This is a genomic window from Pallidibacillus pasinlerensis, from assembly GCF_009996845.1.
In the GTDB taxonomy this organism is placed as follows: Bacteria; Bacillota; Bacilli; order Bacillales; family Caldibacillaceae; genus Pallidibacillus; species Pallidibacillus pasinlerensis.
In genome coordinates this window covers 1-12,309 of the sequence record NZ_JAACYS010000085.1, presented here as the reverse complement: position 1 = coordinate 12,309, position 12,309 = coordinate 1, and the positions used below count along the sequence as shown (strand labels likewise).

The following is a 12,309-nucleotide window of genomic DNA, read 5'->3' as shown; positions in this document are numbered from 1 at the left end:
CAATACCTTTATTCCAATGATCAACAGTCTTATTTTTGATAAAATTATACGCTTTTAACGGCCCTTCGAAATTGTTAATTAATAGAGCCATTTCCCTTTGACAAAATGAACTATTCTTAAAATCTTTAACGTTCAAAGAAAGTGCCATGGCATTCTTCTGCCATTGGTTCCTTTCTTCGATAAGCCCCAGTTCGTGATACCCTTTCGCAATGGAACAATAGGCTGAAACCCTATCACTCTCATTTTTTATTTGTTGCCCACATGTTATTGCTTGAATGAAAACTTCATTACTTGTAGGGAGAGTTTTCTGCAAATCAGTTTGTGTTGACTCCATCTTGGCTATAGAAACGCCTATTTGAATAAGAGAATTAACTTGTAAGTTTGCGTCCCTCAAGTATTCTTTTGTTAAGTCTAAAGCTTCTCTTATTCTATTTCTATTACATAGTAGTTTTATCCAACTAAGCAAAACAGGAGGATAAATTTTGTTTAAAAAAAGTCCATTACAAATATGAAAATAATCTTCATCGGAAAGATCAAAATTAGCGAGTTCATATTCTATTACATCATTGTCTAAATTTTGAACGTCACTACGTTGAAGAAATGGGGTTACATCCACCCCTAACTTCTTAATTTTCACAAGCAACTCGACCATAAAAGTTAAGGACATATAATCACACCAATTAAAACCAATTACCATTATATCTATATATTCATCATAATAAGCCACAACCATCTTCATACGAACCTGCTTTTCTTCGTTAGTTAAGACGGGGTCATTTAACAAATGGTAAAGTAGATGGACATACATTAAAAACTGTTCCTCCCCCTTAAACAAATGAATTTGCTTGAGGGTGTCCTCTAACCTACCCAACTCACTTTTAACTCCTCTTATTAATTTAGGAACAAAGTTGCCTATTGTTAGATGTAAGTCTGTGGTCTGTGGCTTTAATAGCTAATTCGATTAACTGTTCTTCCTCATCCTTAAATAATTCCATCCCGTCCAAATACATTTCAAATTGTGGTAATAATTGATTCAAGTGCTTTTTCTGCATTAATTTATATTCTTCATCGTTTGTCAATTCAAGTAAACGTTTTTTATCCTTTAATTGGAGAAGGTGCTTAGAAAAATGTTTGAATGGATAAGTCTTAATTTCATCCGAATAATCACTTAATTCTCTCCAGGCTTCACAAAACTTAACAAGCTTTCTTTCTGCATCTCTAATTTGATTTGAACGTGTTTCCTCAAGATATTGACGAAAACTTTCATGGAACAATTGATATCTTTTTTGCTCATAAGGGTGCTTATACAGGACTTCGTATAATTTATTTATTAAACTCTCTGCATCTGCAGCACCAATTGCTAAGACAATCTCAAGAAACTTCGTAGATAGAAACTCCCTTGCAACAGCAAAAACATAAAGACCTTGTAATAAAAGGTTGCCATCCCTGTCATTTACCATCCTTTGAAGAATTTCTTCATAAAAATCTTCCAATCGAGCAGGAAGTTGGTCTTTCCTTTTTAAAGAATAGTAGCCTTGCTCCAATTCTTGACTTAATAGTTTTAAATATAAAGGATTACCTGATGACTTCTTTAAAATAGTATCCACATAATCCGGATTGTTAATGACATCATATTTATTAGTTACTTTATAAAGTAAACCTCTAATATCATTAGATGTTAGACCATCTAGAATCATTCTTTCCTTTTCTCCTGCCGGTATTTTTCGATAAAAAGCGTCCACTTCTCCGATCATTCTTGTAGAATATACTACTAAAATATTTTCATATGAAGAAGAGATTAAATAAGGAAGAAAATTATTCAGTATCCCTTCATCTACTCCGTCAATAAAAATTACGATTTTTCTTGTAGTAGTCTTCGAAATGACTTTTAGTCTGTCTTCTAAATAACTTCTTTTCTCTTCTAATGTATTTCCTAAAGGTATTTTCGTCTTACACTGTTTTTCTAATTGTTCGTTCAATGAGTCTAGGAATCTATCTAAAGAAGCAAAAATGGAGTTTCTACGAATAAAATACTCGATAACAACTGGCTTATTAATATTTTTTATATCATCATAATCAATAGTATTCTTATAACCTTTAATTATAGAAGCAACAAATGCGGACTTTCCAATTCCTGGCTGCCCAAAAATAAAAATAAATCCTTTCTTTCGCTTCTGAATCAGCTGTTGAATATACTTTTGTTCTTCTTTTCTTCCTTGAAAGTTTTCTGTAAGTTCTTCAATTCTTGCCTTAAATTCTTCAGGGATGTTTTTTTCCCATTCATGAATATTAAGTATAGAAATGAAATCATTGTATATTTTATGATCATTTATAAAGAAGGCAAAAGGATAATTTAAGTAAGAGATTTCTTTCTTTTTAATTTTCTTTAAATCATTTAGGAAGAAAAGTGATAGATCGCTATCATCATTTATCCTTTGGCAAGTCATTATAGGGAATAAAGAAAGTGTTTCCCCATCCTTTTTAATTAGATATGGTTGAAATGGTAACACATTATGTTCATTCTTGAAGTTAGAAAGCACATTATCAAATGGGAATGAATTCGGTTCATGAGCTAGTGGAATCCTTTTAAACTCTCCCTTTTCATTACTTCCGAAAGTAACAATGGTTGTATCTAATAACCAACTAGCCTGTAAAAGCTGCTTTAACAGGGGAAGGTAAATTTGTACATCCTTTCTACACTGAGCATCACTTGGAGTGGCACCGTGGGCATACTTGTTGCGTAGACTAATTAGATCTGAAATTTTAGTACCACCTTCAACCGTAATTTCTGAACTTACGATTTTATCCCACTGAAAAAAATAGTCATAAAAATCATCAAGGAACAAAGAAGCAGAGTAACGGTAGTTATTTTTTGCAAAGCATTTTCGAAGAAATCTTTTCTCTTTTATGGAAACTTGCTTCAACTTGTATGAAGTGTCTTGCTTTTCATATAACTTAACAAATTTTTCCCTTTGATTTTTATCCAATAAGTTTTCCATTTCCTTATATTGTTCATATGTAAGTACCTTAACAACAGCTAAATCCTCCATTATAGCACGGCTAAAAACTTGCCACATTCCTAAAGAGGGTGTAATCAGTCCTTTGGCAAGAATACCTTCTATATCATCAGAAACCTCTTTTATACGGAAATAGTCACTGATAATAACTGCAGTGTGGGTTTTAATGATGGTTTCAAATAAATCTATTAAACGATGAACTTTCGTAAAAGGATGTTTTTCATTGATAAACAATTCATAAACTCCGTTGATTTGTGGGTGATTTATAGCAATTTGATCCACGGGATACCTCCAAAATAATTTCAATTATTAATCTTTATATTTATAAATCTCATAAGGAAAATCATCTAACTTACTTGTCCATCTTAAACCAGATACTTCCGGTAAAATATCTCTATAGCTACCCCAATTTAATATATGAATATCCTGAAGTTCAGCATCTGGAAGGGAGGCTATACTTTTTGAATTTAAAGCTGGTTTGTGTACGTAAATTAATAGCCTTTCAGCTAAGTCAATTTCTTTAGACCATTCATCATTAGTTGAAAGCTGTGAGCCTCGTAATCTTCCAACATAAATTTTAAAGTTTTTATAATCATTTTCATACTCCCAACCCTCTTGAGAAATTCTTAGTCCAAACGTTTGTTGATCCGCTTTTCCAATATATAAAAGAACATCACTTCCGTAGATGGGATGCTTACCATAAATTTGATAAACACCATAATCAGTTTCACCATTTTGTAATTTATTCAGTTCTGCTAAGCTATATGGCCCGTCCCAGTCTATTTGAATTAGATGTGTTTTTAAAATTTCCATCAAATACACTCCCATACAAATTGTCCTGTTTATAAAATGAAAACCAAAAACGATTTACTCTCTCGATGTATAAATTGTGTTTATGTATATTGAAGCATTAGAGTATATCAATTATTTAACTATACTATTAGTCATTTTATCTTTGGAATGAAAATGATTTTCTCACTTATCAACAAAACGTAACGAATATGGTAAAATTTCAATGTATTAGTAATATTAACAAGGAGGTATCTTTATAAAATTAGAATACTATACAAAATCTATAATTCTTTATGCGTTTTTAGGATACTCTTTGATACTTTTTATTAATCATATTGTTGATATTGCTAATTATATGGAAATTGATTTATTCTATGCGGGATTTGCCATCCTAATAGGTGCTGTACTAATCTGGCAAATTTTAAAACGAATCACTCCATTCGACGAATATATAAACATCCGTCCAGTTAAAATTGTAGGATTGTTTTCTTTTGGACTTATTTTCTTGATTAATTTTTTAATATTTTATCTATTTTAGTTTTATATAAACAAATTTTGCACCGATGGCATTTATCTTCAGTTGCCCAATCGGGATAGGATCTATATTAACCCTTTGTTTAGGCGGACCAATCCTTATTTTCTTCATGCCGATTACGAAGACAATTTCGGCTCATGTCTTAAACTCTCGTAATCCAGAATAATTCGACAAAAATAAAAACCATTCAAAATAGAATGGTTTTTGTCTTTTTTATTAACCTAATAATTGACTAACCTTATCCTCATCTGCCAAATATTCTTGTATCAATCTCTCTAAATCATCTTCATTAGAAAATTCACTTAACTCCTCACCATACCACGTTTGTAATTCATCTCTCGTAACTTTATATTTTCCATTCTCAAAATCAAAGGCAACCCAATCCGCATTATCAATTAATGCTAATAGGAAAGTTGCATTGTAAATTGCCGTTTCTTTATTTTCCTTGTCAGTCATTTTTGCATCAAAGTCATTGTACGTTATCGTCATCCCGTACGGCTCCGTCGTTGTTTCAAGTGCGAGTTTTTCAAAATCTTCACCATGCTTTAATTTACCGATAATCTCAACCACTGCACTATTATCTCCTATGTATGTACCATCATGTTGAAAAATATCTTCCTCATCCTTTTTCGAACTACAACCAGTAACAAATAACAATACGAACATTGAAAGAATCATGATCTTTTTTACTTTTTTCATATTTGTCTCCTTAAACTTATTCCTTTATCAATAGATTCTTAAAGTCTTCATCATTCTCTAATTCTTCATCCACCAAAAAATATCCTTCATGTGAATTAGCGGCAAGTAGAACTTTATTTCCACTATAAAATGTTAAGTCTTCTGGTAATTTAAATTCCCATCCAAATAAAGAATCACTTTTCGTTTTTAAAAAGCGGATTGTTTGTTCATTTAGCTCGTAGTAATATACATACGCTGTTGCTTCCAAAAGTTTATTTACAGACCATTCCGATTGCTCTTTCATTTCAATTAAAGAGCTTTGAATTTCTTTGAGTGTTTTATTGTAAAATCTTTTTATCCATTTTTCACTTTCAAACATATCCTTCCGAATAACTAGAGCGAATTTATCACTTTTTTTAGAAACGAATTCTATTAAATCCTGATATTTTTTCCCCATTACATCTTCTTCATATTCAATCGTCATCCCAATTCCCCTTTTGTAATAATTTTAAGTTTATTATAACAAAATACAGTTTCTTATACCTAGAAAAATTGTAGATTTGGGATGAAGGACATTTTATACCTCTTTTCGGGAGATTTTGTCTTTCATAAACGTGATGAAAGACACTTCTAACAATTTTTCCGAATAATTTGTCCTTCATAAACGCCATGAAAGACACTTCATGCAATTTTTTCGAGCAATTTGTCCTTCATAAACGCCATGAAAGACACTTCTCACAGTTTTTCCGAGCAATTTGTCCTTCATAAACGCCATGAAAGACACTTCTCACAGTTTTTCCGAGCAATTTGTCCTTCATAAACGCCATGAAAGACACTTCTCACAGTTTTTCCGACAATTGTGTCCTTCATAACTAGGATGAAAGACGCTTCTCCAAATTTTTCTCACTAATTTGTCTTTCATAACGACATTACACTGTAAAAAGCTATTTCAACTCACTCATCCAATCATTCCTCTCACATTTACCCCAGTCAAACTTTTTGGCTCAATGTTTGTAGTATGTTATTATCAGTAGCGTGTGTCTAAATTGGACAAACTAATCAGCTAGGTAAAGATATTTACTATAGAATAAATAAGGCGGGACATTATGAAAGAAAATAAAAACATTTTTAAAACATGGCTTGAAATCCTTGTCATTTCTACGAGACTTGGATTAACTTCCTTTGGAGGGCCTATTGCACATTTAGGTTATTTTCATGAGGAATACATACGAAGAAGAAAGTGGATGGATGAAAAAAGTTATGCTGATTTAGTTGCACTTTGTCAATTTTTACCCGGACCAGCTAGTAGTCAAGTCGGAATTGGTATTGGGGTTATGCGTGGTGGAATAATTGGCGGAATTATTTCGTTTCTCGGTTTTACTCTTCCTTCCGTAATTGCACTCATAATTTTTGCTTCTCTTTTACATACGTTTGGCATTGAAGATGCGGGATGGATTAGTGGGTTAAAAATCGTCGCCGTTGTCGTTGTCGCCCACGCTGTTTTAGGAATGGCTAATAAATTAACACCTGATCTTCAAAGAAAAACGATTGCCTTATTTGCATTAGTCGTCACATTATTATGGCAAACAGCGTATTCACAAATCGGTGTAATTTTATTTGCTGGAGTTGTCGGTTTCCTACTTTATAGACAGCAAACAGACACTGATAAAGCAAAAGTCACATATTTCCCTATTTCACGCCGCTTCGGCTATTTTTGTTTAACTTTATTTTTTGGACTATTAATCCTTCTACCCATACTACGTCAGTTGACAACAGTACAATGGATTGCTATGTTTGATAGCTTTTACAGATCTGGGGCGCTTGTTTTTGGTGGAGGTCATGTTGTATTACCATTATTAGAACAACAATTTGTTCCTACCGGATGGTTAACGGAACAACAATTTCTTGCAGGTTACGGTGCGGCTCAAGCTGTTCCTGGCCCACTATTCACCTTTGCTGCATATATCGGTGCTGTTATTAACGGCTGGCAAGGTGGATTATTTGCTACATTTGCAATCTTTTTACCTGCGTTCCTACTTATTTTAGGTACATTACCATTTTGGGATGCGCTACGGAGTAATCCGAAAATAAAAGGGGCATTACTTGGAATCAATGCATCAGTTGTAGGAATCTTAATTTCGGCACTCTATAATCCGATTTGGACAAGTTCGATCCACACAGCAAAAGATTTTGCTCTAGCTGCACTTCTCTTTAGTATGTTAGTACACTGGAAATTACCACCTTGGATTATCGTCGTAACAGGCGCTCTTGGAGGCATGTTAATTTCGTATATATAAATGACAGTAGCTCCACGGCAGAACATATCTATCATGTGTTCTGCCTTTTTTATATGTAAAAACCAACCACCGCAAAAATTACGCCTAACACGATTGAGGAAACGACATAAAAAAGGGCTAATTTCTTTTTATTGAATTGCATCAGCGTTATCGTTTCATACCCAAAGGTTGAGAATGTTGTAAAAGCGCCGCAGAATCCTATCCCTCCAAGATAAAATAAACCGTCGCTGATCTCGTTTGAAATATAAAATTGTGTGAGTAATCCAAGTAAAAATGAACCGAAACTATTTATTAGCCAAGTTCCAAAGGGAAAAGTTCTCTTATTTAAGATGTTTCCTATTAAAAATCTTGTCGCTGCCCCTAAAGCACCGCCTATTCCGATGAGCCAAATCATTTAAGTCACTTCTCTCTTTTTGCAATTGCGAAATGGTAACCTGCATAGGCTAAAAGAATTCCGAGAACTGTTGAGGTCAAAACGTAAAAAAACGCCATAAAAATAAAACCACTCTGAATTAAAGATAGTGTTTCCAATGAAAACGTTGAAAAAGTTGTAAAAGATCCGATAAATCCAGTACCAACAAGTAGTGTAAATTCTGGCCGGATTTTTCTCAATTGGCTAACAAATGTTAAAAACCAACCAAGCAGAAAACATCCACTTACGTTAATTAATAAAGTGGCTAAAGGGAATTCGTTGTTTGTATGTATCCATTCACTTAAAGCAAATCTGCATATTGCTCCAAAAAATCCGCCAATCATCACGAATAATAATTTCATTAAATCGCCTCTTTCAATAGTAAAGACACGAGTACTTATAACCTACTCAATTGTATATTATTGGCTAATACGCTTCATCTAACTCTTCTTCGATCAATCTCACTAAGTTCTCAAATTGCTCGTTAAATACAAAACCCGCTGCTTTTCCAAAAATTTTTGCTGTGAACTTATATAAAAAGTTACGTGGTATTAAGGATGCTTCAACGACTAACCTCGTACTGTTATATTCTCTTGATAAAAAATACCGGCTAATACTGATGCCTTCCTTAGACTCAGAATGCAGGACTATTTTATATGGCGGATCATATTCAGTCAAAACACAATCAACTGTAATCGTTTTATTATCAAATTTTTGAACCGATTTAAACCTCGTCCCTGGTTTTCCTAAGCGTGCATCTTCCTCGGATTCATAAATATTTTCCACAATCATCGAATTCCATAATTTTACTTTTTCATCATTGTCAACATATTCAAACACCACATCAATCGGTGCATCTATTACTCTTTCAAAACGATACACAAGCATCTCTTTTTTGCTCATTCTTTTTTCTCCCCTTATTTTCCAATTTCTGTAAAACCCTTTCAAAATTAGTATAAACATTCGCCAACCTTTTGAATAGCATAATTTTTATAAAAAAATAAAATCGCTAAATTACTTATGTTCGTTTTTTATCCTGTAATATAGAGCAAAAATTATATAAAATGGTTTATAGATTGAAATATGTACTTACTTAGAACGGAGGTTAACGATGGAAAAGATTTTTCACTTACGCACTAATAAGCATGATGAGATGATTGAAATTACGCACGAGCTTGAGAATTGGATTCAAGAAGTAGGTGTAAAAGACGGGATTCTGGTTGTGTCTTCACTACATACAACGGCAGGAATTACGGTGAATGAAAATGCCGATCCTGATGTGAAAACCGATTTTCTCCGCCGTCTTGCGGAAGTTTATCCGTGGAATCACCCGGAAGATCGACATATGGAAGGAAATACGGCAGCCCATCTAAAAACAAGCACAGTTGGACATGCGCAAACATTAGTCATTTCCAATGGCAGACTCGTGCTTGGTACGTGGCAAGGCGTATATTTTTGTGAATTTGATGGACCGCGGAATCGAAAGTTCCATGGGAAAATTATGGTGAGTAATTAAAGTTTGAACGTTCAAAAAAGGTGGTTAATCCTCACTTGATTGACCACCTAATAATTTTTTTAAAAAAACAAACACTTTTCCTTTTTAGTTTACAACTATCTTACTATAATATATAAACTTACAACTATACAAAAAGCAGCTGAGAGAAAAGAAGTAAATGCATTCTCAATCCGCTTCTCTTTTGTTTCAATCATTCCCATAACAAAAAGCATTACCCCAACAAGTAATAGTGCATATGGGAGTACCCCTAAATAACCGGTGATAAAACTAAAAGCTGATAAGAATATGACTAAGACTGCCAAAACAACTCGTAAAACTTTCATTGTGAATCTACCTTTCTTGATTTATAAATCGCAGTAAATGAATGGAGTACTAATTAATCACAGCCTTACCATCCTCGAAAAAAGACTTTCTTACATAAAAAGTATAAACGATTACGATGAGCGATCAGATAGTATTCCAAATAAACGGTTGTTGGTTATAGGTATCTAGTAAAGTTGCACTGATGAGAAAAAATCCGAGGAACTTTAAATTCACTTCATTCTCTCCTTAAACATTAAAACTACCAAAAGTGAAACATGGGGTCTGTCACTCTGATTCATTTCTTGTCCCTTTCAACTTCCTTTATATACTTCGCAATTGCTTCACACTTTTTTATAGCCCAAATGTAATGGTTTAAAGTATTTGCAGCAAAATAACTGTATAAATTGCTTGTTTTTGTCCATTTATAATACTTTTTTGTCATAATTTCTTCATTACTATGTGATTCAATTAAATCCATTACTCTTTTATGACTTAACTTCAATTTTTTAATAGCTTGATTTAATGTAACATCTTGATACTTTTCCCAAATGTGCATATTCAGAAGCTTGATATCCCTCCATTTATAACCAGGGGCTGGCATATAGGGAATATCTCCATCCATACCTTCTCTATACCATCTTTCAAGCATGGCATGCCATTCATAAAGGTGCATTAGTACATCACGGAAATTCTTATCTCTTTCCTCCGTTTCTATAGAAATGCTCCTCTTTCTACTCGGAACGGATTCAATTATTTCAAATAATGCAGTAAAATTTCTGTCACTAGTCAATAATAGAATTTCTTTTTCACTTTTTGCTGGCATATTCATCTCCTCTTTTTACTTTATTTTACGGATAATCAAACACAACTTTTACTTTATCTCCTTCGCTAGTCATAATGCTCATCATATCCCCTCCGCTTTTTTCATTTCAATACAAAACTGGTCTTAAAAACTCAAAATTCATTGTACGGGCTAAAACATTATAATCCCCACCAATTTTTGTTGGTAATGTGGCCGTTAACAACCCTTGAACGATAAGTCTCCCCTGTTCATCGGGATTTGTATGATGATCTCCTTCATCCATTGACACTTTTGTAAAAACTTCTACATCTTCCTTTGTAAAAGTCCTTTCAAAACGAATAATATCGCCGACTTTCAAATTCATTTAAACTCCGTTTATATAATTCAACAAAAAAGGAGGCAAATCCTACTTGGATCATGCCTCATAATTCATGTTTTTTTCACGTTTTAATTCTATTTCTGTCCTATATTGATGTACCTTTTCTAAAACTAATATTAAAAGGAGCCTACTAAATTCAGCTGGCTCCCCTTATTAAATCAATTTTTCTACTTTGCCTCAGTATTAAATTCAGATACCCCAAATAGCAAGCCTTGATTATCCACACAATAAGCAAAGTACCCCATATTCGGGATCGCCGTTTTTGGCACATGTACTTACTCAACTATTTTAAACGAACAACCGTTCTCTTCTGAATACCAAACGGGTGCTACCATTTGGCAATTTATTTTTATCATATTTACTTTACTAACCTGATACGTTAGACGACGGAATAAACATATGTATAAACCCAATCTTTAAATGATTGAAATTGATGTTCTTCAAGAGGCTCTGGATAAGACATGATGACAAGGGGCACCGGGCTTTGGTCTTTGGCAAGGGCCGGTTGAAGATAGCTCCACGGGTTCGGATTAAAGCCGTTTCGTTTATAAAAGTTGGCACGTCTTTTTTCAAGCTCTCCTTCCGGGGGTTCAATTTCAAGTATGACAGGTTTTGTTTGTTGCTTTAAAAATTCCTGAAGCAGTTTCGAACCTAAGCCGCCGTTGCGAAAACTTGTCTTTACCGCAAAATGCTCAATGAAAATAAACTCTGGTCCTTCCCATGTAGCGAGAAAACCGGCAAGCTCTTGATCTTTTTCATAAGTAAAAATCCGGTAATGAGGTTGGGAGAGTAATGCACGTTGGGATGGATATGGCCTGTATTCATCAATCGGAAAAGATTCTTCTATTATTTGAAAAAGTTCATCAAACTGGTCTTCGTGTAAAACTTTTAACATATGTGTCTCCTTACTGACTTTGTTTGTGGATTTCTATTATTCAAGTATAACGTTTGTCGCAACCCATGACCATATTTCTCATAATCAGATTCAAATAAAATGTACACAACCCAAACCAGCTTTGAATTTTTTACTAGTATGGATTGTGTACATTTTGATTTTTACAACTTAAGGCTAACTTTAAGCCGGATTTAACTTTTTATTTTTTGTTGTAAACCCAAGAAAATTGAGAATTAGTATATAAACCGGATAAACGATCAGTCCACCTAATGCAATAAGACCGGTTACAGGATTAGGTGCATCGCCACCGTAAGTAATCGGGAATAAGGATGCGATGAGATAGGTAAAAAGAACAAAATAAGGGATCCAAAGGATGACGGTCCAGAAGTTTGCCTTTCGGTCGCCTAACCACTTTCTTGTTAGTAAAAGAAGCAGAATTGTACCGCCTATAACATCAACTATAATTATTGCTGCTATCAACATATTTACCGTATCAATTTCCCACGTTGTCAGTCGACTAATTCTATATACATTCCCCATAAGTTGGATTGGGATGAGCACTATAAAAGCGTACAAAATACTGACAATATTTAGTTGTTTGAGTCAAGTATTTATAGGTAGTTTTTTTCACACCTTAAATTTGAAAGCGGATTCAAACTCTTAGGATACTCTCTTGGTAAGAA

General features: G+C 33.7%; 14 protein-coding genes and 2 pseudogenes. 2 read left to right on the top strand and 14 right to left on the bottom strand.

The annotated features are described in order from the left end of the window. The 5 genes from GW534_RS14305 to GW534_RS14285 form a co-directional block, all read right to left on the bottom strand. A partial coding sequence (locus tag GW534_RS14305) for a hypothetical protein (protein WP_161921670.1) occupies positions 1-871 on the bottom strand: 871 nt, incomplete at its 3' end. Between the two features lie 25 nt (positions 872-896). Continuing rightward, the gene (locus GW534_RS16840; protein WP_161921669.1) at positions 897-3,299 is read right to left on the bottom strand and encodes an ATP-binding protein; all 2,403 of its coding nucleotides are present in this window, start codon (positions 3,297-3,299) and stop codon (positions 897-899) included. A gap of 27 nt (positions 3,300-3,326) precedes the next feature. After that, a complete protein-coding gene (locus GW534_RS14295; protein WP_161921668.1) occupies positions 3,327-3,830 on the bottom strand; it encodes a hypothetical protein in 504 nt (167 codons plus the stop codon). A 730-nt stretch (positions 3,831-4,560) separates the two neighbouring features. Further along, positions 4,561-5,043 carry a DUF4825 domain-containing protein gene (locus GW534_RS14290; protein ID WP_161921667.1) on the bottom strand — a complete coding sequence of 161 codons (483 nt, stop codon included), beginning with the start codon at positions 5,041-5,043 and terminating at the stop codon, positions 4,561-4,563. 16 nt (positions 5,044-5,059) lie between these two features. Next, the gene (locus GW534_RS14285; protein WP_161921666.1) at positions 5,060-5,506 is read right to left on the bottom strand and encodes a stage III sporulation protein AH; all 447 of its coding nucleotides are present in this window, start codon (positions 5,504-5,506) and stop codon (positions 5,060-5,062) included. Positions 5,507-6,128: 622 nt separating this feature from the next. Between GW534_RS14285 and GW534_RS14280 the strand changes: the two genes are divergently transcribed. Then, positions 6,129-7,319 carry a chromate transporter gene (locus GW534_RS14280; RefSeq protein ID WP_161921665.1) on the top strand — a complete coding sequence of 397 codons (1,191 nt, stop codon included), beginning with the start codon at positions 6,129-6,131 and terminating at the stop codon, positions 7,317-7,319. Between the two features lie 49 nt (positions 7,320-7,368). On the opposite strand, the gene crcB (GW534_RS14275) is transcribed toward GW534_RS14280, so the two are convergent. The 3 genes from crcB (GW534_RS14275) to GW534_RS14265 form a co-directional block, all read right to left on the bottom strand. Continuing rightward, positions 7,369-7,713 (bottom strand): fluoride efflux transporter CrcB, encoded by a 345-nt coding sequence (gene crcB, locus GW534_RS14275; protein ID WP_161921664.1) that lies wholly within the window; start codon positions 7,711-7,713, stop codon positions 7,369-7,371. A gap of 5 nt (positions 7,714-7,718) precedes the next feature. Continuing rightward, complete coding sequence (gene crcB, locus GW534_RS14270; protein ID WP_161921663.1) at positions 7,719-8,093, bottom strand: fluoride efflux transporter CrcB; 375 nt, start codon at positions 8,091-8,093, stop codon at positions 7,719-7,721. A 64-nt stretch (positions 8,094-8,157) separates the two neighbouring features. Continuing rightward, entirely contained in the window at positions 8,158-8,634 is a 477-nt protein-coding gene (locus GW534_RS14265) for an SRPBCC family protein (protein WP_161921662.1), read from the bottom strand. A gap of 208 nt (positions 8,635-8,842) precedes the next feature. Here GW534_RS14265 and GW534_RS14260 point away from each other — a divergent pair, with 208 nt between their 5' ends. Beyond that, on the top strand, positions 8,843-9,247 hold the full coding sequence (locus tag GW534_RS14260; protein ID WP_161921661.1) for a secondary thiamine-phosphate synthase enzyme YjbQ: 405 nt from the start codon (positions 8,843-8,845) through the stop codon (positions 9,245-9,247). A gap of 95 nt (positions 9,248-9,342) precedes the next feature. Here GW534_RS14260 and GW534_RS14255 read toward each other — a convergent pair whose 3' ends face one another. From GW534_RS14255 to GW534_RS14230, 6 genes and pseudogenes are all read right to left on the bottom strand, one after another. Next, positions 9,343-9,570 (bottom strand): DUF3953 domain-containing protein, encoded by a 228-nt coding sequence (locus tag GW534_RS14255; RefSeq protein ID WP_161921660.1) that lies wholly within the window; start codon positions 9,568-9,570, stop codon positions 9,343-9,345. Between the two features lie 275 nt (positions 9,571-9,845). After that, positions 9,846-10,373: a ClbS/DfsB family four-helix bundle protein gene (locus tag GW534_RS14250; protein ID WP_161921659.1), complete on the bottom strand. Its 528-nt coding sequence runs from the start codon at positions 10,371-10,373 to the stop codon at positions 9,846-9,848. A gap of 115 nt (positions 10,374-10,488) precedes the next feature. Then, positions 10,489-10,716 (bottom strand): annotated as a pseudogene (locus GW534_RS14245) (enoyl-CoA hydratase); the annotation flags it as partial. Between the two features lie 182 nt (positions 10,717-10,898). Further along, positions 10,899-11,006: pseudogene (locus tag GW534_RS14240) on the bottom strand (VOC family protein); the annotation flags it as partial. A gap of 104 nt (positions 11,007-11,110) precedes the next feature. Further along, positions 11,111-11,626 carry a GNAT family N-acetyltransferase gene (locus GW534_RS14235; RefSeq protein ID WP_161921658.1) on the bottom strand — a complete coding sequence of 172 codons (516 nt, stop codon included), beginning with the start codon at positions 11,624-11,626 and terminating at the stop codon, positions 11,111-11,113. 180 nt (positions 11,627-11,806) lie between these two features. Beyond that, complete coding sequence (locus tag GW534_RS14230) at positions 11,807-12,166, bottom strand: hypothetical protein (protein WP_246204178.1); 360 nt, start codon at positions 12,164-12,166, stop codon at positions 11,807-11,809. Between the last annotated feature and the right edge of the window lie 143 nt (positions 12,167-12,309).